Here is a 22,392-nt window from a genome sequence, read left to right as displayed (position 1 = left end):
TCGCCGCTGGGCGGTCACAGGAAGTCGCTGGGGCAGGATGGATGCCCGTCAAAGGAGTGGAAATGAGCAAAGACAAAGACCAGTTGCGCACCGCTGCGCTCTTCTATCATCGCAACCCCAAGCCGGGAAAGATCGCGATCCAGCCGACGACGCAACTGACCAACCAGTACGACCTGTCGATGGCCTATTCGCCGGGCGTCGCGGCTGCCTGCGAAGAGATCGTCGCGCGGCCCGGCGAAGTCAGCACACTCACTTCGCGCGCCAATCTGGTCGGCGTGATTACTAACGGCACCGCTGTCCTCGGGCTGGGACCGATTGGCCCGTTGGCGGCGAAGCCCGTGATGGAAGGCAAGGCCGTGCTGTTCAAGAAGTTCGCCAATATTGACGTGTTCGACATCGAGATCGACGAGCGCGACCCGGATCGCTTGGTGGACATCATTGCTTCGCTGGAACCGACTTTCGGCGGCATTAACCTCGAGGACATCAAGGCGCCGGAGTGTTTTTACGTCGAGCGCAAGCTGCGCGAGCGAATGAAGATTCCGGTCTTTCACGACGACCAGCATGGAACGGCGATCGTCGTCGGTGCGGCGATCCTCAATGGGCTCTTCCTGCAAGGCAAGGAACTGGACCGCGTGAAGGTCGTCACCTCGGGTGCCGGCGCTGCCGCACTGGCCTGCCTGGATCTTCTGGTGATGCTGGGCATCCCGGTCGACAACATCTGGGTGACTGATATCAAGGGGCTGGTCTATGAGGGACGGCTGGAAGAAATGGACGACATCAAGGGGCGCTACGCCAAGCGGACCGAAGCCCGCAGCCTGGGTGAAGTGATCGACGGCGCCGACGTCTTTCTCGGGCTGTCGGCAGGAGGCGTCCTCAAGCCGGAGATGGTGGCCAGAATGGCGCCCAATCCGCTGGTCATGGCACTGGCCAACCCCCATCCGGAAATCCGACCTGAGGAGGTCAAGGCGGTGCGCAGCGATGCGATCATCGCCACCGGCCGCTCCGACTATCCCAACCAGGTCAACAATGTTCTCTGTTTTCCCTTCATTTTTCGCGGCGCGCTCGACGTCGGAGCGAGCACGATCAGCGAAGCGATGAAGCTGGCGGCGGTGAAGGCGATCGCTGAGCTGGCACGCGTCGAGCAATCGGACGTGGCGCTGAAAGCGTATGGCGAACAGGTCGGCAACTTCGGCCCGGAATACTTGATTCCTAACCCCTTCGACCCGCGCTTGATCGGCAAGATCGCGCCGGCGGTTGCCGCCGCGGCCATGGCATCCGGAGTGGCGACGCGCCCCATCAAGGACATCGACGCTTACCGGGAGAGTCTCGACGAATTCGTCTACCACTTTGGCTTGATCATGAAACCGGTTTTCTCGCAGGCCAAGCAGGCGCCCAGGCGGATCGTCTTCGCTGAAGGCGGCGACGAGCGCGTGCTGCGCGCCGTGCAGGTGATCGTCGATGAAGGGATTGCCAGACCGATCCTGATTGGCCATCCGGGCGACATCGCCGGCAAGCTCGAAGCGCTGAACCTTCGCGTCCGTGCGGGCACGGATTTCGAGATCGTTGCCGCCGACTATGGCGATTTCTTCGCGGCCAACTTCGAGTCCTACTGGCGTGAGTATCGACGGCTGACTGAACGCAAGGGTGTATCGGTTGATTTTGCCAGGCGCGAGGTACGACGGCGCGCCTCGCTGTTCGGTGCCTTGATGGTTCGTATGGGTCACGCCGATGGCTTGATCTGCGGCACTTTCGGGCGTCACGATGTGCATCGCGAATATGTGGAGAATGTAATCGGTCTGGCGCCCGGTGTGCGCAACCTCTACGCCATGAGCCTGCTGCTGCTGCCCGATCGGACGCTCTTCATTGCCGACACCTACATCAACTACGACCCGTCCGCCGAACAACTGGTCGACATGACGCTGTTGGCGGCCGACGAGGTTCGCCGTTTCGGTGTCACGCCGCGGGTCGCCCTGTTGTCACATTCGTCCTTCGGTTCGGCCAACACAGCGACGGCGCTGAAGATGCGCGAGGCGCTGCGGCTACTCAAGGAGCGTGCGCCGCGCCTCGAAGTCGAGGGCGAAATGCACGGTGACGCGGCGCTCGACGACGCCATTCGGCAGCGGGTCTTTCCAGGCGATGCGCGCTTGAAAGGGCAGGCCAATCTGCTGATCATGCCGACGCTCGATGCGGCCAACATCTCGTTCAACCTGCTCAAGATCGCTTCCGGCGACAACGTGACGATCGGACCGATTCTGCTTGGTGCCGCTCAGCCGGTAAACATCCTGACCGCGACGGCGACGGTGCGACGCATCGTCAACATGACGGCGCTGACGGTAGTCGAGAAGCTGATGAACGAGCGTTGAGCCGACGACTTCGAGCGAGTCGGCCTGCCCTGCCGCGATTGTCTGGCAGGTCGTTGGTCAGGCTTGCGTAGGCGACATTTCCAGTTTCGCACGACGCGGCGCCCCGTAATGAACAGATGAGCAACAGAACGGCTCTGGTCCTTGGTGGCGGTGGCGCGCGCGCGGCGTACCAAGCCGGCGTGTTGCTGGCGGTGCGCGAACTGCTGGGCGGGCCGACGCGCAATCCGTTTCCCATCCTTTGTGGAACCTCGGCCGGCGCTGTCAACGCCGCGACCCTGGCCTGTCATGCTCACAACTTCAGTGCCGCCGTCGAAGCGCTGGCCGACGTGTGGCGCAACATGCATGCCGGCCAGATCTATCGTGCCGATCCTCTCGGCATGGGTCTTGCGGGTTTCCGCTGGCTGCTCGGCTGGGCGGTCAAGCGTAGCCCGCGATCCTTGCTTGACAACGAGCCCTTGCGCCAGTTGCTCGAGCAACAGCTGGATTTCAGCAACATCGACCGCTCGCTTGCCAAGGGCTCGCTGTACGCGGTTTCCATTACCGCGTCGGGTTATGCAACCGGTCACAGCGTCAGCTTTTTTCAGGCCCACCCGGAAGTGGAGACGTGGCGCCGGATGCAGCGTACCGGCTGTCGGACGCGCCTGTCGATCGATCATCTGATGGCGTCGAGTGCGATTCCTTTCATCTTCCCAGCAGTCCATCTCAATCGCGAATACTTCGGCGACGGCTCGATGCGCCAATTGGCACCGATCTCGCCGGCCATCCATCTGGGAGCGGAAAAGGTCCTGATCATCGCCGTGGGGCGAGCCTACGATGCGCGCCCGCGGCAAAGCTCACGGCGTTATCCGACGCTGGCGCAGATCGCCGGCCACGCCATGGCGTCGATTTTTGTCGATAGCCTGGCGGTCGACCTGGAGGGCATGGAACGGATCAATCAAACGCTCTCGATCATTCCGGATCAGTCGCGGGCTGGTGCTGACCTCGGCTTGCGCCAAGTGCAGTCGCTGGTCATCTCGCCGTCCGTGGGTCTCGACGACCTTGCCACACGGCATGCCAAGAGTCTGCCTTGGGCCGTGAGAACACTGTTGCGCAGCCTGGGCGCGATGAACCGGCGCGGAGGCGCTTTGACCAGTTATCTGCTCTTCGAGCAGGACTACACTGGCGCGCTGATCGATCTGGGTTACAAGGACGCCATGGCTTGTCGGGACGAAGTCATAGCCTTCCTGGAGCCCTGAAACTACCTGACATCTCACATTACATACATCCGCTATCCCACTAATTTTTCGGAATCTATGTGCTCTTGGCGACGGCCTGTAGTAGAATCGCCACGAACTGAATCACGCAGGAGGCATGCGATGCGGACTAAGCTGAGGGCAGCGTTGCTGCTGGGTGCCCTGGCCGGCACCGGACTGACATCGATTGATGCCGCGCAGGCGGCGGAGAAAGTCAAAGGCAAGACCGAGGTGACGAAAAGCAAGGTCGCTCCGGTTTCCGAGAAGAGTCAAGGCCAGGCGGCCGCCAAGGGTAAGGCGCCGCTGATGGCACGGCAGGGCAGGAGCCAACCGCTTGCCGGGCAAAGGTCAGGCAAGGCGAATGTGGTTGCGGAAAAAGCCAAGGCCGTGCCTGTAACGCGCGCCGCCGCCGTCACGCCGAGAACTTCGGGCAAGACGGTCGTCCGGCACGCCGCCGAGCCGAACTCCGCGCGTCCGGCGCAGGGCAGCCGAATCATCTCGTCGTCGGCCAACAGCGGTTACTCGCGCGGCGCCCAGAAGAAAGCCGGACCCCGCGTCTTGGCCAGCAATGTCGACGTGTGGCAGGAGACCGGGCACTTGGCGCTACAGTCGGGCTCCGCACTGGTCATTCCACAGGATGGCGGCGAGCCGCTGTACGAAAAGAACGCCAATGCCGTCGTGCCCATCGCTTCGATCACCAAGGTCATGACGGCGATGGTCGTTCTGGATAGCCTGCCCAATCTGCAGGCGCCGATCACGATCAGCGAGGAGGACGTGGATTACCTGCGCGGCAGCCGTTCGCGCTTGCACGTGGGTACGGTCATCCCGCGCGAAACGGCCTTGCTGCTGGCGCTCATGTCGTCGGAAAACCGTGCGGCCAACGCCTTGGCACGGCACTATCCAGGCGGGATGCCCGCGTTTGTCGCCGCAATGAACCGGAAAGCGGCGTCGCTTGGCATGGCGCGCACGCATTTCGAGGATCCGACCGGTCTCAACAGCAACAACGTGTCCACGGCCTACGATCTGGCTCGGATGGTTGCCGCGGCGCACCGCTATCCCCTTATCCGTGAATTCTCGACGACCGCCGGCGCCAGAGCTGAAGTCAACGGTCGTGAGCTGGGTTTTCACAACACCAATCAGTTGGTCAGCAGTCCGACCTGGGAGATCGGGCTGTCGAAGACCGGCTACATCCATGAAGCTGGCAAGTGTCTGGTCATGCAGGCGCGCGTTGCGGACAAACCGGTGGTCATCGTGTTGCTCGATTCCACCGGCAAGCAGACCCGTATCGGCGACGCCAACCGAATCAAACGCTGGATGGAAAGCGCTTCGCTGCCGGGTAAGCCGCCGACGCGTGCCTGACCGGTCCTGCCGAGGGGTGGCCACGGGACGCCGTGGCTTTTTTTTTTGCTGCGCTCAGCGGTGATGTTGAATCGTCCCGGTCGCTCTAGCTCCGGTCTCGTCGCCAGAGCCAAGCATGGATATTCGATATTGGCATAACTAAATAGATATTGCTGCTTTGTAGTTCTAATTGTATTGGCTATAGTATTCCCGTTATCTTTCTGGCTTCCATGGAGTAACGTATGTTTCGAGTGATTCGCAAGTTGCCCGCCGTCCTCGTCACCCTGCTCTTTGCGGCGACGGTGCTGGCCGAGAACGTCAGCTTGCTCAACGTCTCCTATGATGTGGCGCGCGACTTTTACAAGGACTACAACCCGCTTTTCCAGAAGCACTGGAAGGCGGTCTCGGGCGAGTCGATCGAATTGAAGCAGTCGCACGCCGGTTCGAGCAAGCAGGTGCGGGCGGTGGCCGACGGGCTGGAGGCCGATGTGGTGACCATGAACCAGGCGTCGGATGTCGATTTCCTCGCCGAGAAGGGTCTTGTTGCGAAGGACTACGCGAAGAAGTTCCCCACCAACGCGTCGCCCTACACGTCGACCATGGTGTTCATCGTCCGCAAGGGCAATCCGAAGGGGCTACGAGATTGGAGCGATGTCGTCAAGCCGGGCATCCAGGTCATCCTGCCACACCCCAAGAATACCGGCAACGGTCGCTACACCTATCTCGCGGCTTGGGGCTATGCGCTCAGGCAAACCGGCGGCAACGACCGCACGGCGCAGGATTTCGTCGCCCGGCTGCTGAAGAATGCGCCCTTGTTCGCCGCTGGTGGGCGTGACGCGACGACCACCTTCATGCAGCGCAAGATCGGCGACGTCCTGATTTCCTTCGAGAGCGAGGCCGAGTTGATCGCTCGCGAGTTCGGCAAGGGCGAGTTCGAAGTGGTTTACCCCTCGCTGTCGATCCTCACGGAATTTCCCGTCGCCATCGTCGACCGGGTGGTCGACAAGAAGGGAACTCGAAGGCAAGCGCAGGCTTACCTCGACTACCTGTGGTCGGCGGCTGGCCAGGAAAACGCGGCGCAGAATTATCTGCGGCCGCGCGATCCGGACTTGCTCAGAAAATACGCGGCTCAGTTTCCGGCCATCAAGACCTTCACGGTAGACGAGGTGTTTGGTGGCTGGGCCAAGGCGTCGTCAGCACACTTCAGGGATGGTGCCAGCTTCGACCAAATCTACCAACAGAAATAGCAGCCCTATAGCCGTCGAATTGCCTGAAAGACATAAGAGTGGCTGTTGTGAAATCGAGTCGCCCGATGCCTCGCCCGGCTTCCGGCCGAAGACTGCTGCCTGGCTTTGGCCTGTCGCTGGGCTGCACTCTGGTGTATCTGTCGCTGCTGATTCTGCTGCCGCTGGCCGGCCTCGCTTTCAAGGCGAGCGAGCTGAGTCTCGCACAGTGGTGGGCCATCGCCACCAGCGAACGGGCGCTCGCCTCGTATCGCGTCACGTTTGGCGCGTCGCTGCTGGCGGCCATGATCAACGCTTTTTTCGGCCTCATCGTCGCCTGGATCCTCGTGCGCTATCCGTTTCCCGGCAAGCGCGTGGTCGATTCGCTGGTTGATCTACCCTTTGCCTTGCCGACAGCGGTGGCCGGGATCACCTTGGCGACGCTTTACGCCGGCAATGGCTGGATTGGCCGGCACCTCGAGCCGCTGGGCGTCAAGGTGGCCTTCACTCCGCTGGGCATCGTCGTCGCCCTCACCTTCATCGGTCTTCCCTTTGTCGTGCGGACGCTACAGCCGGTGATCGAGGACATCGAACCGGAAATCGAAGAGGCGGCCGCCATGCTTGGTGCTTCCCGCTGGCAGACCTTCACTCGCGTCCTTTTGCCAGCGCTGTTTCCGGCGCTGCTGACAGGCTTCACGCTGGCCTTCTCGCGCTCGATCGGTGAGTACGGTTCAGTGATTTTCATTGCTGGAAACCTCCCATTGATTTCGGAGATCACACCGCTGCTCATCATCGCCAAGCTCGAGCAATACGACGTAGTCGGCGCCACGGCGCTCGCGGTGGTCATGCTGATCATCTCGTTTGTCATGCTCTTGGCGGTGAACGCTCTGCAATGGTGGGCCGCCAGTCGTCTCCACAGGCGCTCGGGCAGCGCCGATGAGCGCCGGTGAGCGGGGCCGCCGCCGTGAAGCGCGCCCTTGCCGAGCCGCGCTGGGTGCGGGTCTTGCTGCTCGGCGTCGGGCTGGGATTCCTGTTTTTCTTTCTTGCCTTACCCTTGCTGGCGGTTTTCGGCGAGGCGTTCGCCACCGGCTGGACCGCCTATGCCAAGGCGCTGGACGATCCGGAAGCGCTCTCGGCAATTGGGCTGACGCTGTCCGTCGCGCTTTTCGTCTTGCCTGGCAATCTGGTCTTCGGTCTTGCCGCCGCGTGGGCCATCGCCAAGTTCGATTTCCGCGGCAAGAGCCTTCTGATCACGCTGATCGACCTCCCGTTTGCCGTGTCGCCGGTGGTAGTCGGTCTGGTCTTTCTGTTGATTTTCGGTGCGCAAGGCCTCTTCGGGCCGTGGCTGGCAGCGCACGAGATCAAGGTGGTCTTTGCGCTGCCCGGCATGATCATTGTCACGATGTTCATCACCTGTCCGTTTGTCGCCCGCGAGTTGATTCCGCTGATGCAGGCGCAGGGCAAGGAGGAAGAAGAGGCCGCCCTGTCGCTCGGCGCCACGGGCTGGCAGATGTTTCGCCGCGTCACGCTGCCAAACATCAAATGGGGGCTGATGTACGGCGTGATTCTCGCGAACGCCCGCGCGATGGGCGAGTTCGGCGCCGTCTCGGTCGTGTCAGGGCATATCCGCGGCCAGACCAACACCTTGCCGCTGCATGTCGAGATTCTCTACAACGAATACAACGCTGTCGGCGCGTTTGCTTCTGCGTCGGTACTGGCTCTGCTGGCGCTGGTGACCTTGCTGGCCAAGACGATCGTCGAATGGCGCATGCGCCGGGAAACACTCATGTTGAAGGCCGAGCTGCCGCCAGAAAAGAATTGAGGAGCGGCTACCGCCTCGGGGTCAAGCCCCAGTCCGAGCCGCGCCGCCCGCACGCCTTGCGTGCCATTCATGGTAAGCCACTTTTATGAGCATCGAAATACGCGCAATCGGCAAACGCTTTGGCAGCTTCGTGGCGCTCGAAGACATCAATCTGCACATCCCGAGCGGAGAACTCGTCGCTCTCCTCGGTCCGTCCGGCTGTGGCAAAACGACGTTGCTGCGGATCATCGCCGGGATGGAGAGCGCGGACCACGGGCAGGTGCTGTTCGGCGGAGAGGAGGCGACTCATCTGCCGGCCCGTGATCGTAAGGTCGGCTTCGTCTTCCAGCATTACGCCCTGTTTCGCCACATGTCGGTATTCGAGAACGTCGCCTTCGGCCTGCGCGTCAAGCCGCGCCGGGTTCGCCCGACGGAGGCAGAGATCCGCCGCCGGGTGATGGAACTTCTCGATCTCGTCCAACTCGACTGGCTTGCCGACCGCTACCCATCACAGCTCTCGGGCGGCCAACGGCAACGCATCGCGCTGGCGCGCGCGCTGGCTGTCGAGCCGCGTGTGCTGTTGCTCGACGAACCCTTCGGTGCGCTCGATACCCGGGTCCGCAAGGAACTGCGCCGCTGGCTGCGGCGCCTGCATGACGAGATGCACATTTCCAGCGTGTTTGTGACGCACGATCAGGAAGAAGCGCTCGAAGTCGCCGACCGGGTGGTGGTCATGAACCGCGGCAGAATCGAGCAGATCGGTTCGCCGGACGAGGTCTACTCGGCTCCAGCGTCGCCTTTCGTTTACCAGTTCCTGGGCAACGTCAACGTCTTTCACAGTCGTGTTCATGGCGCGTGGGCCGAGATAGGCCGTGAATCCCCTGCCGCCTACGCGTCTGCTGAGGCAATGGCCTTTGTTCGACCGCACGACATCGACATCGAACGTCAGCCGGTTGTCGGCAGCCTCGAGGCGCGGGTGCAGGACGTGCACCTCATCGGCCCCCTGGTGCGGGTCGAGCTGGCGCACGCGACCGAGTTGATCGAAGTCGAGCTCACTCGCGAACGGGCGGCCCTGTTGTCCCTCGTCAGGGGTCAGCAAGTGTGGCTCAAACCGCGCCAGGTGCGTGTCTTTGCCCTGCCCGAGACGACCTTGGAAGATGAGGGATCAGGCATCTAGCTGATGCTCCGGGAGCGCCCCGCGCCACGAATGGCCAGCGATGAACCGTGCCAGTCTCCTCGGACGACGGATCGCTAGCCCGCTTTGTCTGGTAGGATGCGCCTGGATGGAAAAGCTTCTTGCCATTAAATTCAGGGCTTCGCTGGCGTGGGTGTTGTTGCTCAAACTGCTGGCCTCGTCCTTCTTTTTCGCCGTGGCTCATGCGGAAACAGCCGAGCCGGTGATGGTTGCCATCGCCCATCCGGCGACGAGTCAAGAATCCATCCCGCGCGCCTCTCTGCGCGCCATATTCGGCATGCTCCTGCAAAAATGGCCAGGCGATACGCCGACCAGGGTCTTCGTTCTGCGCGATGACGCCCCCGAGCATGCCACTTTCAGCAAGAGTCTGCTTCAGGTGTTTCCTCACCAGTTGCGGATGGCTTGGGACCGGCAGGTGTTTTCCGGGCAAGGGCAGTACCCCGAAGTCGTTGCTTCCACACAGGAGATGCTGGCCCGCGTCGCATCGACACCCGGAGCGATCGGTTACGTGAAGGCGAGCGAGGTGAATCCCAATGTACGCGTACTCAAGATTCGCTAGGAACGCGTCGCGCATTGTCCTGGCCGGCGGACTCTGGCTGGGGGCGACGCTGGCGTTCGCCCTGGATCTGCTGGACGGCAGTGTCCAAGTGCACGGCTTCGCCTCGTTGTCGCTCGTCAATACCAGCGACAACAACTTCTTCGGACCGAGCGACGATGGGGTCAGCAACAATTTTTCGGAGATCGGGGTGAACGCCTCTTGGCGGCTGACGCCGGAGCTACAGGTGTCGGCCGAGTTGCTCTCGCACCGGGCCGGTGGCACGGACAATGGCGATGTCCGGCTGGATTACGGTCTGCTCGACTGGACAGCGCTGTCGGGCGAGAACGGGCGGGGCGGAATCCGCCTCGGACGAATCAAGACGGCCTATGGCTTGTACAACACGACGCGCGACGTTCCTTTCACCCGACCTGGCATCATCCTGCCGCAATCCATCTATTTCGAGCGTACGCGCAACCTGACGGTGTCGGCCGATGGCGCCGAGATCTACGGTGAACGCTACGCCGAAGACGGCAGTCTGGCGGCGAGCTTCGCGATGGGGCAACCGCAGACCGATACCGATGCCGCCCTGGTCGCCCTGGTGGGATTGAACCGACCCGGCCGCCTGGACGCGCAGCTGGCTTCGGATTTCCAGGTCATGTATGAGGGTGCCGGCGGGACATATCGCTTGGGATTCACGGCGACGCGCCTTGATCTGCGTTACCGGCCGGGTTTCGGAGATCGCCTGCAGGCTGGGCGTTTCAAGCTGACGCCGCTGATCTTTTCGGCACAGTACAACGCGGAGAATTGGAGTCTGACCAGCGAGTACGCTTTTCGTCGCACGTCGGTCAGCGATTTCGGCCCATTTTTCTACAACGGCACGGCCGATGGCAGAAGCTATTACGTGCAGGGCACCTACCGCTTCGCTCCGCAATGGGAGGCGCACCTGCGTTACGACGCGTACTACGCGGACAACGATGACCGCCATGGCAAAATCTTTGCCGCAGCCACTCGCCAGCCGGCCTTCACGCGCTTCGCCAGAGATTGGTCGGTGGGCTTGCGCTATGATGTGACGCAACAGTTCATGCTGCGGGTCGAGGCCCACTGGGTCGACGGCACGGGATTCCTGGCCGTGCAGGATAACCCCGACATGCAGGCGCTACGCCGGTACTGGAACAACGTCATGGCGCAAGCTTCGTTCCGCTTCTAGCACTGCGTGATGGCCGACACCCTCTCTCTGCCGAAAACGCGTCGCCACGCTTCCCGATTTCTCAGCCTGAAATGGAAAGTGCTGCTGACGCTTGGCGTCGTCATGTTGTCGGTCAACGGGGCGCTGTCATGGCTGCATTTCCACGATCTGACGAGTCGTTTCGAACGGCAACGCGCGGCGACCCGCGAACTCCTGGTCACCGAGGCCTTCGCCTTGCGTAGCGAGTTTGGCTTGCGCATGCAAGGGCTGGCCGGCATGCTGGCTGCCCATGACTCGGTCGGCGCGAGCCTGTTGCAGAGCGTGGCGGGCAACGCTCTGCTGCGGCAGCACTTCGATGGCTACTGGCCGGTGCTGCAGCTCGATCTCGGTATCGACTCCCTGCAGGTCTACCCGAAGGCTGGTCCTCCACAGGTGAGCTGGAGCATCAGTGATCTGGCCGAGCAGGATCAGGACGCGCACGTGCGCGAGGTCATCGAGTTGGAACGAGCGATGCATTGGACGCGTTGCCGTCGAGAGCTGTGCACCCAGTTTGCCGCGGCGCCCGTCCTCTTTGCCGGTCAGGTTGCCGGGGCGGTCGTGCTGGGCAGTTCGCTGGCTGACGTGGTGGTCTCCTTCAACCGCTTGTCGGGAGCCGATCTCGGCGTTCTGATCCCGAAAGAGAATGCCCCGGCGGCGTCCACTGACCGGAATCATCTGCCGAAGATCGGTTACCAGGTTCTTGGGCTGAGTAGCGCCGAACGCAACCTGCCTCTGCTACAGCAACTGACGACGGTGCCGGCGCTACCTGGCGGCCGGGCGTGGGGCGTTCTGACGTACGGCGAGCAGCAGTTTGAGTTATCTTTCCTGGTGCTCGACTCCCTCGATGGCGCGGCCTCACCTCCCCTGCTGGTGGTCATCGATGATCTTACGCAGCCCCTGGCCGACATACGCAAGTCGGTGTGGAGCCGCCTGCAGGGCGAGTTGCTCGCTTCGCTGTTGTCGCTCCTGTTGCTAGCACTGCTCGTCCATGCGCCACTGCAGCGCATGACCAAGGCGGTTGGTGCCATCCCGTTGCTGGGGCGCAGCGCTTTTGCCGAGGCCCGCACGCGCATCGCCTTGCGTGCCCGGCGGCTGGTCGATGACGAGATCGATGCCCTGGACGAGGCGGCAATCGCCCTGTCGTTTCGGCTTGAGACACTGGAGAGGGACGTCGCCGCGCATTCGGCGGAAATGCAGGGCATGCTGCAGCGCATATCGATCGAGCGCGACTTCAACCGGAACCTGCTCGATACAGCACAGGTCATCATCCTGACACAGTATGTCGATGGGCGGATTCTGACCCTGAATCGCTATGGGCACCTGCTGTCGGGCTGGGAAACGGAGGACCTGTTGGGTAAGCGCTTCCTTGATCTGCTTCTTCCCGATGAAGCGTCGGCTACCGATAGCCGGCAGGTTCTGCAGCAAATTGCCAGCGGCAGCCTCGAGCACGCCCAACTCGAATCGATCTTGCTGGGAGTCAACGGAGAGTCTTTCGAAATAACCTGGAACCATTCCCGGCTTTCCGGTCGCACCGACGACGAGGTGATCATCCTGTCGGTCGGCATTGACCACACCGAGCGCAAGCGTGCCGAGTCGCACGTCAGTTACCTCGCCGAACACGATCCGCTGACCGGTCTGATCAATCGACAACATTTTCAGTACGAGCTCGATCAGGCGCTGCTCAGCGCACGCCGTCTGGCCCACGACGGCGCACTGCTTTACCTGGACCTGGACGGCTTCAAGTACGTCAACGATCTGAGCGGGCATCAGGCTGGCGATGCGCTGCTGCGTGTTGTGGCCGACGAGGTCGGCAACGTGGCGCGTGCCAGCGACCTGCTGGGCAGGCTGGGAGGCGACGAACTCGGCGTGCTCTTGCACGAATGCGATCGTGATGGCGCCATCCAGGTGGCGGAGAAGATCAATCGCCGGCTCGCGGAAATCAAGTTTCCCGGACTGGGAGCAAGCCATCGCGTTTCCGCGAGTATCGGGATCGTCGTCTTCTCGGAGGCGAGAATGGATGTCAAGCAGCTCCTGGCCAACGCCGATATCGCGATGTATCAGGCCAAGTCGAAGGGCGGGGCGGGCTGGCATGTCTATTCCGAGGGCGAGGGAGTGCAGGAGAAGATGCAGAGCCGTCTGCACTGGGAGGAAATGATCAACCGGTCGTTGATCGACGACAGCTTGGTCGTCCATTACCAGCCGATACTGGATATCGGCACGCACCGAGTGAGCCACTACGAAGCGCTGGTTCGCATCCGGAAGACGGATGGTTCGACGATTCCGCCGGGTCTGTTCATGGAGGTGGCGGAGAACAGCGGCCTGATACGTGACATCGATCGCAACGTGATCCGGCAGGTCTTCCGAAAGATGTTGGCCTTGTTCCGGCGCGGCAAGCGGTACAAATTCTCGATCAATCTGTCCGGCGTCAGCATCAATGATGCGACGCTTTTGTCGTTCATTCGCGATGAATTGTCGCGTCATCCGTTATTGAGGGCGAGCGACGTGGTCTTCGAAATCACCGAGACGGCCGCCGTATCGGACTTCTCCGCTGCCCGAACCTTCATGAACGCCGTGCGCGAACTCGGCTGTACGTTTTCACTCGACGACTTCGGCGTCGGATTTTCGTCGTTCAACTACGTCAAGCAACTGCCCGTGGATTACGTGAAGATCGACGGTTCTTTCGTGCGCACACTCGTTGACAGTCCAGACGACCAGGTTTTTGTGAAAGCTCTGGCTCAGGTAGCGAAGGGTTTCGGCAAGAGGACGGTCGCCGAGTTCGTCGAAGACGAGCGCGCTCTGAACATGCTGCGGGGCTTCGGGGTGGACTACGCGCAGGGCTACTTCATCGGCAAACCGACGCCGGATATCTGCTGAGCAACGACCCTCCCCGATTCCTCTGCTGCAGCCATGCAGGCCGGCCAACCCATTATGAACTCGTTGTCCTGCCTGCGTTCCGCCTTAAGCCAACACTTTTCGACGCCTCGCTCGTTGCTTGCGGTAGCGCATCGGCCACCCCCTACTTGCGCCAGAACGCCGGGGTCATCACGACGAGCAAAGTGAAGATCTCGAGCCGACCGATAAGCATCGCAAAAGTGCACACCCAGGTCTGAAAGTCGGACAACACCGCGAAATTGCTCGCCGGTCCGACCTGTCCGAGGCCTGGCCCGGTGTTGTTGATGCTGGCGACGACTGCCGAGAATGCGGTAATGATCTCGAGCCCCGAAAACGAGAGTGCCAGGGTCATCGAAACGATACACACCATGTACATGAAGCCGAAAGCCAGCACGGCAAACAGAATCTTGGAAGAGAGCACCTCGCCGCCGACTTTGACCGGATGAACGACGTTGGGGTGCATGGCACGCGCCAGTTCGCGGTAGACCTGTTTGTAGAGAACGATGGCGCGGATCATCTTGATGCCCCCGCCCGTCGAACCGGCGCTGGTCGCGAAGCTGGAAAGAAAAAGCATCCACAGCGGCGCGAAAAACGGCCACAACGCGTAGTCCGTATTGGCGAAGCCGGTAGTCGTGGCAATCGACACGACGTTGAACGCCGAGAAGCGCAGCGCTTCCGAAAGAGTCGGATAAACGTCGTGTGCGACAAGAAAGACGGCAATTCCGACGACGCTGCCCAGGGTTACCAGCAGGAACATCCCGGCTTCCGGATCGGCCTTGTAGGGGCGCAGAGAACGACCGGACAGGGCGACGTAATGGGTGGCGAAGTTGCAACCGGCGATCAACATGAAGAAGACGCTGACCGCTTCGATGAGCGGCGAATCGAAGTAGCCGAAGCTCGCGTCGTGGCTGGAAAAACCGCCCAGTCCCATGGTGGCGAACATGTGCATGATCGCGTCGAGCCAGCTCATACCCGCCCATTGGTAGCCGAGGACGCAAGCGATCGAAATCAGCGTGTAGACCACCCACAGGCCTTTTGCCGTCTCGGCGATGCGCGGAGTCATTTTGGAGTCTTTCATGGGTCCCGGCGTTTCGGCCTTGAACATCTGACGGCCGCCGATGCCGAGTAGCGGCAGGATGGCGATCGCCAGAACGATCAGGCCCATGCCACCGAGCCAGACGAGTTGGGTACGCCAGAAGTTGATCGACACCGGCAGATGATCCAGCCCTTCGAAAACCGTCGCGCAGGTGGTCGTCAGTCCCGAAACGGCTTCGAAGTAGGCGTCGGTGAAGCTCGCATTGAGCTGCAGAACCAGCGGCAAGGAAGCGTAAACCGGCAGCACCGTCCATGTCAGCGCGACCATCAGAAATCCGTCGCGGATCGTCAGATCGCGCTTCTCCTTGCGCGTTGCGTACCACAGGCCGGCGCCGCTGCCTACCGTAAGCAGCAGGGCCTCGTCGAAGGCGCTCTCGGCGCCGTCGTGCATTGCCCACGACAAGCCCCAGGGAACGGTCATCGTCAAGCCAAACAGCAAGATGACCATGGACAGAACCCGCACGACCGGGTAATAGCGTTGCATGACGTTCCCTCAGAAGAAGTGGAAGCCGACCGCGAACAGCCTCTCGACCTCCTTGACGACCTTCTTGTCGAGACAGAAGACGATCACGTGGTCGCCCGTCTGGATCACCACATCCTTGTGCGCGATGAGCACCCGACCGGCCTGTTTCTTCCGGGTCAGGCCGAGGAAAGCGGTATCCTGGCCGCGTTCGAGGTCGCGCACGACGGCGGCAATGAACGAGCCCTGGATAATCGGTAGCTCGCCGATCCGCCGACCGACGACTTTCGAGGTTTTCGAGTCGCCGTGGGCGACGATCTCGAGAGCTTCGGCCGCACCGCGTCGCAGGCTATGTACCTGCGCCACATCGCCGTGGCGCACGTAGGTCAGCAGCGTGCCGATCGACACCTGGGCCGGCGAAATGGCGATGTCGATCGGTCCACCCTGCACCAGATCGGCGTAGGCGCGCCGGTTGATCAATGCCACCACCCGCTTGCTGCCCATCTTCTTGGCCAGTGACGCGGCCATGATATTGTCTTCGTCGTCGTTGGTCAGCGCGAGGAAGAGATCCATCTCGTCGATCGCCTCCTGCTGCAGCAACTCCTCGTCCGTTGCATCGCCGTGCAGGACGAGCACCGATTTCAGCGACATGGCAACGAACTCGGCGCGCTGCCGGTCGACCTCGATCAGCTTGACTTCGCACTTGCCCTCCAGCGCCTGTGCGACACGCTGGCCGATGTTGCCGCCACCGGCGATCATCACTCGCCGCACGGGGGCGACCGAACGCCGCAACTCGCGCATCACGGCGCGGATGTGCTCGTCGGCGGCGAGCAGGAACACTTCGTCGCCATCCTCGATGATCGTCTCACCGGTAGGAGTGATCGCACCGTCGCGGCGATAGATCGCGGCGATGCGCCCATCGATTTCGGGCGGCAGGTGATCACGCATTGCCTTGATCGGACTACCGACCAGCAAGCCGCCGGCGTAGGCACGAAGACCGACGACGACCACGCGCCCGTCACCGAAGTTCAGCACCTGCAGCGCTTCGGGAAAGTCGACGAGGCGCGCGATATACTCGGTGATCACCTGTTCCGGACACAGCGCATAGTCGACGGCGAAGTTTTCCGCGGACAATAGCCTTTCGCTGTCCAGGAAATCGCGGGCGCGCAAGCGGGCGATACGTGCCGGGACGTTGAAGACGCTGTGCGCCACCTTGCACGCGACAAGATTGGTCTGGTCGCTCTGTGTCACCGCGATCAGCAGATCGGCATCCTCCAGACCGGCGCTCGCCAGCACGGACGGATAGGCGGCGTTGCCGCTCACCGTTCGCAGGTCCAGACGGTCCTGCAGGTACGACAGGCGGGACTGGTCGCTATCGACGATCGTGATGTCGTTGTTCTCGGAAACGAGACTTTCGGCAACGCTGGCTCCGACCTGGCCAGCGCCCAGGATGACGATACGCATTCTTATTGATCCCCCCGACAGCCGGGCGGCGCGCTGCCTCTGTCATTCGCGCTCTTCGTTGCGCCGCCCGATATTCAGACCGAGTTGCCGCAGCTTGCGGTAGAGGTGGGTCCGTTCGAGCCCCGACTTCTCGGCCAAGCGGGTCATGTTACCTCTTTCGCCACTCAAATGGTATTCGAAATACAAGCGTTCGAAGCCTTCGCGGGCTTCCCGCAGGGGCAGATCGAAAAACATCGAGGCCAGTGGCGTCACCGTTCCGCTGGCCTCGGTCTGCAAGGTGCGGGCCACGTCGTCGGCGCTGATCTCATCTTCCAGCGCCGAGAGTGCGAGGTTCTTGACAGTCGACAGAAGTTCTGCCCATTCGCCCTGCCAGCGATGCAGGCGCAATGCATTCTGCGCGCCACTCGAAAAATGGCGCAAGGGCACTTCGCCGCGTTCGGCGAGATCGGCCAGCAGGAGCGCGGCGATCTCCGGGACGTCGTCAGCATGCCCGGAGAGTTGCGGCAGGGCCACCCAGACCTCACCGAGACGATTGACCAACAGCGGATCCCAACCAATTTCGACGAGCGCCGTCAGCGAACGGCTCGACGCGGCAACCAGTTGCAGATTCTGGCGCTCCAGCCGATCGATGGCAAAAACGAGATTCATCTGTTGCAGCTTGCCGAACTGCGCCAAGTCGGCGATGAACACGATGCCGCCACTGGCGTTCTGCAACATTTCCTGCGTCAGTGGCGTGCTCAGTGTCGACAGATCGAGCCAGGGCGTGCGATGCGTCTGCAGGGTGCGGGCGCAGATCTCCGCGATGCTCCCGGACGCGCTCTTGAGAAGGAGAACCGAGGTCTTCGCCGCCGCCTGCTCCAGGCGCCGCTTGAGATCCTTGAGCAAGGGCGAGCGCGTGAAGGCGTCGAGCGTCAGCGGCCTTTTCTGAGGAACGGTTTCATGCTTGAGGGCTTTCTTGACGGTGGCCAGCAATTTTTGCAGGGCAATCGGCTTTTCCAGGAAATCGGTCGCTCCGATGCGCGTCGCCTCGACCGCCGAATCGATCGTTCCATGGCCGGACATCATCACCACCGGCATCGTCAGCAAGCCGCCGGCCGACCACTCCTTGAGCAAGGAAATTCCGTCGGTATCGGGCATCCAGATGTCGAGCAGCACGAGATCCGGCCGCTTCTCGGCGCGCAGCCTGCGCGCCGCTGCGGCGTTCTCCGCCAGCCAGACCGAGTGTCCTTCGTCGGCGAGAATCTCGGAAAGGAGTTCTCGAATGCCCATTTCGTCATCGACAATCAATACTTGTGCCATGCTCAGGCCTCGGAAGATAGTTTGCTGGAACGACTGCCGGCCGCCGCCGGCACGGCCAGAGGCAGCAGGATGCTGACCTCGGCGCCGACCGGCCGGCGATTGTTGATCCGGATGCGGCCGTGATGCTCATCGACGATCTTCTTGACGATCGCCAGTCCCAAGCCGGTGCCGCGTGCCTTGGTGGTGACGTACGGTTCGAAGACCCGGGCCATGATCTCCGGTGGAAAGCCCGGCCCCTGGTCGCTGACGACCATTTCGGCCATGTTTTCGACGCGCCGCGTGGTGATTCCGATGCAGGGGGCCTCGACTGTTTCCTGTGCGTCTTCGGCGTTGCGCAGCAGGTTGTGGATGATCTGGCGCAACTGCGTCGCATCGCCCCAAACCAACGGCAGCTTGGCCGCGAGCTTGGGCTTGATCGCCGCGTGCGAGGTTTCGTACAGGCCGAGCACCTCTGCAACCAGCGCATTGAGGTCGACCGCGGTCAGCTCGGGTGCCGGCAGACGGGCATAATCGCTGAAGTCATTGACCATCCGTTTCATCGCCTGGACCTGCATGATGATGGTCTGGGTCGAGCGCGCCAGAATCTGCGAATCGGCGCCGCTGAGCCGGTCGGCAAGTTTCAGTTGCAGCCGTTCTGCGGAGAGCTGGATCGGCGTCAAGGGATTCTTGATCTCGTGCGCCAGGCGCCGCGCCACTTCGCCCCAGGCGGCGCTGCGCTGAGCGGCGATGAGCCGTGTGACGTCGTCGAAAACGACGACATAGCCGCCGTACGATTCAGCCGGCAGTTGCGTACCGCGCAAGAGCAGGATCTGCGGCAGGCCGCCAGGGTGGTCCAGTTCGATCTGCTCCTGCCATTCACCGCCTTCTTTTTTGGCAAACGCCGCGCATATCGCCTGGCCAAGCGCTTCCTGGCGCGGCCAGCCAGCCACCGGATGGCCGAGCAAGCCGGCGAAGTCGTCGCTCAGGATGGCCAGCGCGCCTTCATTGACGGTTCGCAGGACGAAGCGGCGGTCGAAGACGAGAACACCGGCGGAAAGATTGGCCAGAATCGATTCGAGATAGGCGCGCGCGGCTTCCAGCTCGGCGCGGTGACGCTCGTTATCGCGCCGGGCTTCGTCGAGCTGGCTGGTCATCTGCTTGAACGACCGCGTCAGAACCCCCAGTTCGTCACGGCTGTAGACCGCCTGACGGGGCGTATAGTCGCCGGCAGCGACGGCCTGCGTTCCTTCGGCGAGAATCGACAGCGGCGCCGACAGGCGCCGCGCAAGGACGAAAGCCAGGGCAATGGCGGTGAACAGAGCCAGCAGAACGGTGAGGGTCAGGGTCATCGCGTAGATTCGCGTCAGTCCCTCGCGGCCAAGAGACAGTTCCTGATAGTCGCCATAGACGGTCTGCACGGCGTCCGCGTTCTGAGCCAAGGCAGCCGGCACCGGGTCGGTGAGCTGCAGAATCCGCGTCTCGACGCCGAGGCCCGGCGGTGTCACGGCGACTAGGACACGCAGCGTCAGATCCTTTTCGCCGTTGCTCTCGATGACCGCGTAGCGCCGCTCGGCCAGCGCACGGCGTAGCTGCTCGCCCGTCGGCTGCGACGGCAGGAGAGTCGCCAACTCGCCGGTGGCGGTCGCCAGCAGGGCTCCGGTGGTGGAGAACAGGGCAGCCGATTGAACGCCGGTTTGCTGGCGCAGTCGGTTGATTTCCAGGCGTCGCTGCGCTTCCGAACGTTCGCCGAGTTCGAGCGCCATTGCCTGACCCTTGGCCGCCAGATCCTCGAGCAGAGAATCGAGCGCGCTGCGGCCAAGATTGAGGCCGGCTTCGAGTGCCTTTTCGACCCGCACATCGAACCAGGTTTCAATACTCTTGGTGACGAACTGGACCGATACGGCATAGATCAGGACACCCGGCATGACGGCCATCAGACCAAACATCAGCATGAGCCGCAGCTTGAGCCGAGAGCCGAAGACTTGCGCCCGGTGTTCGCCCCACAACACTCGTAGCTGCCAGGCGATCAAGGCCAGCAGCGACAGCGCGACGATGGCGTTCAGTCCGAGCAACCACGGGTAGTGGCGGGCGAATAACGCGGTATTGGCGCTCGCCGATGCCAGCAGAAAGAGCAAAATGCCGCCAAACGAGGCGGCGGCGACGATCAGGCTCTTCATTTGCCGTCACCGGCCGTCGGTGGCGATCCGGCTGGCGAAGCCAGATCGCCGGGCCCAAAGTTCCAGCGGGCCCATTCGGAAGTCAGATTCCAGTCCCGGTTGGCCAGCGCATTGACCTGGAAGGTCTTGGGCATCTGCGTCAGGTCGAGGCGCATGCGCACCGCGGCGAGATAGGTCTGACCGCTGGCCAGCGAAGCCTTGTCGAGAACCTGCCAGTTGCGCAGACGAGAAAGAATGCGCAAGGCTTCGTCGAGAGTGGCGAAGCCCTGGTGCAGAGCGCCGCTCGACAAGCGATACTGGCGAGTCAACGCATGGTAGGACAACTGGAGGGTCTGGCTCCGGCTGATGACTTGCTCGTCCAGCCAGTACCAGCGCGCCCGGGTCAGCTCGAAATCGACCACGAAGTAAAGTGTCACTCCCTTGGCAACGACCTCTTCGAGACGGGCGTTGAGATTGATGTTGAAGTCCGCCGACAACACGTAGCCGTCTTCGCCGGCGGCAATCTGCGGATTGCGGATGGTGATGTCCGCTGCCTGCGCGACGGCCGACGCGAACAACAGGAAAACGCTGACGAGGAGCGAGCTAAGCGGTCTTCCGCAGCAACGCATAATAGAATCCGTCGTGTTCATCGCACGGCAAAAGCCGTTCCTCCGCCAAGCGCCGGGCGGCCGGCTGGCGGACCAGGAAAGCATCGATCTGGGCACCGTTTTCTTCCGGGAAAACCGAACAGGTGGCGTAGAGAAGGCGGCCTCCCGGCTTGAGCAACGGCCATAGCCGGTCGAGCAGTTCGCTCTGCAGAAGCGCAAAACGCCTGATATCGCTCGCTCGGCGCAGATACTTGATGTCGGGGTGACGGCCGACGACACCACTCGCCGAGCACGGAACGTCGGCAAGAATGGCATCGAAAGGCCGGCCATCCCACCACTGGTCGGCTTGCCGGCAGTCGGCCGCCTTGACGGTTGCGGTCAAACCCAAACGTCTCAGATTGTCCTCGATGCGGCGGCTTCGCGTGGCGTCGATGTCCAGCGCCAGCAGGTCGACATCCGCTGCTTCCAGCAGATGGGCGGTCTTCCCCCCCGGTGCAGCGCAGGCGTCGAGGATGCGCTCGCCCGCGAGCGGAGCGAGAAGTTGCGCGGCGCGTTGCGCGCCGGCATCCTGGACCGAGACCCATCCGTCACCAAATCCCGGCAGGTCGGCGGCGGCGACGGGTGGCAACAGCAGCCCGTTTTCGCCCACCGGTCGGCTTGCCAAACCGGCTGCCCGCAGACGCGTCGCGTAGTCGGCGACGGTGGAACGTCGGCAGTTGACGCGCAAAGCCATCGGCGGTGGACGATTGCCGGCCGCGACGATAGCCGGCCAGCCGTCCGGATAGGCGCGGCGCAAACGAGTCAGCCACCAGCCTGGGTGCTGCTGCGCTGCCTCGTCGTCGTTGGCCAGCGCCGCGTCGAGGGCGGCGCGCTGACGCAGGTAGTTGCGCAGTACCCCATTGACCAGACCCTTGAAGACCCCTCCGGCCAGCTCGCCGGCCGCCCTCACCGCCTGGTCGACAACCATGTACGCCGCATCGGGACGACTGTGCAGCCGGAAGAACGCCGCCAGCAGCAGGGCTTCCGTCTCGGCGTGCGACAGCGGCCTGGCAAGGAGGCGTGCGGCCAGAAATTCGCCGCAACCGTAGCGCCGTAGCGTTCCGTAGATTACATCCTGCGCCGCGGCACGGGTGACCGCTGCCTCACCGCTCAACGCGGTCAGGGCGCGCGTCAGGCTCTGACCCCCACGCACCGCGGCGATGCTGCGGGCGGCCAGGAGCAGACTGAGCCCCAAGGAGTCTGCCGGCAGCGGCGTTGGTGCTGGGGCCGCCACAGGCTGGGCGCCATTGACGGTGGCGGCAGACTTCCGGACACGCCACAGGCGGGCCGGCGGCGTAGGGGTGGCGGGTGCTGAAGGCAAAGTCAGAGTTCGCAGCAAACGTGGTAATCGTGTGTGCGACGAGTGTAGCACGATGCTCGGATTGAGGCTCGGCAGCGCTTGCGACCGAAAGCGGCAGTCCTCGAGTGGGGGCGCGCAATTGCCGCGGGCGATCGATCTTTCCGGTCAGGATTGGCGACCTCTGG

At 62.5% G+C, this 22,392-nt stretch carries 16 protein-coding genes; 10 read left to right on the top strand and 6 right to left on the bottom strand.

From position 1 onward, the window contains the following. Positions 1–62 precede the first annotated feature (62 nt). The 10 genes from Q1M07_RS10680 to Q1M07_RS10635 all read left to right on the top strand — a co-directional run bounded on the left by Q1M07_RS10680 (position 63) and on the right by Q1M07_RS10635 (position 13,789). Positions 63–2,363 carry an NADP-dependent malic enzyme gene (locus Q1M07_RS10680; RefSeq protein WP_300453774.1) on the top strand — a complete coding sequence of 767 codons (2,301 nt, stop codon included), beginning with the start codon at positions 63–65 and terminating at the stop codon, positions 2,361–2,363. A gap of 116 nt (positions 2,364–2,479) precedes the next feature. Further along, on the top strand, positions 2,480–3,598 hold the full coding sequence (locus Q1M07_RS10675; protein WP_300453772.1) for a patatin-like phospholipase family protein: 1,119 nt from the start codon (positions 2,480–2,482) through the stop codon (positions 3,596–3,598). 120 nt (positions 3,599–3,718) lie between these two features. Next, complete coding sequence (gene pbpG / locus Q1M07_RS10670) at positions 3,719–4,954, top strand: D-alanyl-D-alanine endopeptidase (protein ID WP_300453770.1); 1,236 nt, start codon at positions 3,719–3,721, stop codon at positions 4,952–4,954. A gap of 221 nt (positions 4,955–5,175) precedes the next feature. Then, on the top strand, positions 5,176–6,180 hold the full coding sequence (locus tag Q1M07_RS10665; RefSeq protein ID WP_300453768.1) for a sulfate ABC transporter substrate-binding protein: 1,005 nt from the start codon (positions 5,176–5,178) through the stop codon (positions 6,178–6,180). A 65-nt stretch (positions 6,181–6,245) separates the two neighbouring features. Continuing rightward, the gene (gene cysT / locus Q1M07_RS10660; protein WP_300453766.1) at positions 6,246–7,106 is read left to right on the top strand and encodes a sulfate ABC transporter permease subunit CysT; all 861 of its coding nucleotides are present in this window, start codon (positions 6,246–6,248) and stop codon (positions 7,104–7,106) included. Continuing rightward, complete coding sequence (gene cysW / locus Q1M07_RS10655; RefSeq protein WP_300453764.1) at positions 7,103–7,978, top strand: sulfate ABC transporter permease subunit CysW; 876 nt, start codon at positions 7,103–7,105, stop codon at positions 7,976–7,978. The genes cysT and cysW overlap by 4 nt, the downstream gene beginning before the upstream one ends. Before the next feature lie 85 nt (positions 7,979–8,063). Then, positions 8,064–9,134, top strand: coding sequence for a sulfate ABC transporter ATP-binding protein (locus Q1M07_RS10650; protein ID WP_300453762.1), 1,071 nt, complete (start codon positions 8,064–8,066; stop codon positions 9,132–9,134). A 106-nt stretch (positions 9,135–9,240) separates the two neighbouring features. Then, positions 9,241–9,711 (top strand): hypothetical protein, encoded by a 471-nt coding sequence (locus Q1M07_RS10645; RefSeq protein WP_300453760.1) that lies wholly within the window; start codon positions 9,241–9,243, stop codon positions 9,709–9,711. Next, a complete protein-coding gene (locus tag Q1M07_RS10640) occupies positions 9,686–10,897 on the top strand; it encodes a hypothetical protein (RefSeq protein WP_300453758.1) in 1,212 nt (403 codons plus the stop codon). Before Q1M07_RS10645 ends, Q1M07_RS10640 begins: the two co-directional genes overlap by 26 nt. Positions 10,898–10,906: 9 nt before the next feature. Further along, a complete protein-coding gene (locus Q1M07_RS10635; protein WP_300453756.1) occupies positions 10,907–13,789 on the top strand; it encodes an EAL domain-containing protein in 2,883 nt (960 codons plus the stop codon). A 142-nt stretch (positions 13,790–13,931) separates the two neighbouring features. Here Q1M07_RS10635 and Q1M07_RS10630 read toward each other — a convergent pair whose 3' ends face one another. Genes Q1M07_RS10630 through rsmB form a run of 6 tightly spaced genes read right to left on the bottom strand, consistent with a single transcriptional unit; the run spans position 13,932 to position 22,102 of the window. Beyond that, positions 13,932–15,386, bottom strand: a complete 1,455-nt coding sequence (locus tag Q1M07_RS10630) for a potassium transporter TrkG (RefSeq protein WP_300453754.1) — start codon at positions 15,384–15,386, stop codon at positions 13,932–13,934. Positions 15,387–15,395: 9 nt separating this feature from the next. Next, positions 15,396–16,826 (bottom strand): Trk system potassium transporter TrkA, encoded by a 1,431-nt coding sequence (trkA, locus tag Q1M07_RS10625; protein WP_300453752.1) that lies wholly within the window; start codon positions 16,824–16,826, stop codon positions 15,396–15,398. A 42-nt stretch (positions 16,827–16,868) separates the two neighbouring features. After that, entirely contained in the window at positions 16,869–18,125 is a 1,257-nt protein-coding gene (locus tag Q1M07_RS10620; RefSeq protein WP_300453750.1) for a response regulator, read from the bottom strand. Positions 18,126–18,127: 2 nt separating this feature from the next. Next, positions 18,128–20,281 (bottom strand): ATP-binding protein, encoded by a 2,154-nt coding sequence (locus Q1M07_RS10615; RefSeq protein ID WP_300453748.1) that lies wholly within the window; start codon positions 20,279–20,281, stop codon positions 18,128–18,130. Further along, positions 20,278–20,838, bottom strand: a complete 561-nt coding sequence (locus Q1M07_RS10610) for a DUF4390 domain-containing protein (RefSeq protein ID WP_300453746.1) — start codon at positions 20,836–20,838, stop codon at positions 20,278–20,280. Before Q1M07_RS10610 ends, Q1M07_RS10615 begins: the two co-directional genes overlap by 4 nt. 25 nt (positions 20,839–20,863) lie before the next feature. Continuing rightward, positions 20,864–22,102: a 16S rRNA (cytosine(967)-C(5))-methyltransferase RsmB gene (gene rsmB / locus Q1M07_RS10605; RefSeq protein ID WP_300453744.1), complete on the bottom strand. Its 1,239-nt coding sequence runs from the start codon at positions 22,100–22,102 to the stop codon at positions 20,864–20,866. Between the last annotated feature and the right edge of the window lie 290 nt (positions 22,103–22,392).

This window comes from Accumulibacter sp. (assembly GCF_029255285.1).
GTDB lineage: Bacteria > Pseudomonadota > Gammaproteobacteria > Burkholderiales > Rhodocyclaceae > Accumulibacter.
This window is presented reverse-complemented; position numbering and strand designations above follow the sequence as displayed.

What these genes read in the sequence shown, in the direction of transcription:
- cysT (WP_300453766.1), top strand. Translation starts at nt 6,246, where the DNA reads ATGCCTCGCCCGGCTTCCGGCCGAAGACTGCTGCCTGGCTTTGGCCTG.
- Q1M07_RS10615 (WP_300453748.1), bottom strand. Translation starts at nt 20,281, where the DNA reads ATGAAGAGCCTGATCGTCGCCGCCGCCTCGTTTGGCGGCATTTTGCTC.
- Q1M07_RS10620 (WP_300453750.1), bottom strand. Translation starts at nt 18,125, where the DNA reads ATGGCACAAGTATTGATTGTCGATGACGAAATGGGCATTCGAGAACTC.
- Q1M07_RS10635 (WP_300453756.1), top strand. Translation starts at nt 10,907, where the DNA reads ATGGCCGACACCCTCTCTCTGCCGAAAACGCGTCGCCACGCTTCCCGA.
- Q1M07_RS10640 (WP_300453758.1), top strand. Translation starts at nt 9,686, where the DNA reads ATGTACGCGTACTCAAGATTCGCTAGGAACGCGTCGCGCATTGTCCTG.
- Q1M07_RS10650 (WP_300453762.1), top strand. Translation starts at nt 8,064, where the DNA reads ATGAGCATCGAAATACGCGCAATCGGCAAACGCTTTGGCAGCTTCGTG.
- Q1M07_RS10630 (WP_300453754.1), bottom strand. Translation starts at nt 15,386, where the DNA reads ATGCAACGCTATTACCCGGTCGTGCGGGTTCTGTCCATGGTCATCTTG.
- Q1M07_RS10645 (WP_300453760.1), top strand. Translation starts at nt 9,241, where the DNA reads ATGGAAAAGCTTCTTGCCATTAAATTCAGGGCTTCGCTGGCGTGGGTG.
- Q1M07_RS10675 (WP_300453772.1), top strand. Translation starts at nt 2,480, where the DNA reads ATGAGCAACAGAACGGCTCTGGTCCTTGGTGGCGGTGGCGCGCGCGCG.
- pbpG (WP_300453770.1), top strand. Translation starts at nt 3,719, where the DNA reads ATGCGGACTAAGCTGAGGGCAGCGTTGCTGCTGGGTGCCCTGGCCGGC.
- Q1M07_RS10665 (WP_300453768.1), top strand. Translation starts at nt 5,176, where the DNA reads ATGTTTCGAGTGATTCGCAAGTTGCCCGCCGTCCTCGTCACCCTGCTC.
- Q1M07_RS10680 (WP_300453774.1), top strand. Translation starts at nt 63, where the DNA reads ATGAGCAAAGACAAAGACCAGTTGCGCACCGCTGCGCTCTTCTATCAT.
- trkA (WP_300453752.1), bottom strand. Translation starts at nt 16,826, where the DNA reads ATGCGTATCGTCATCCTGGGCGCTGGCCAGGTCGGAGCCAGCGTTGCC.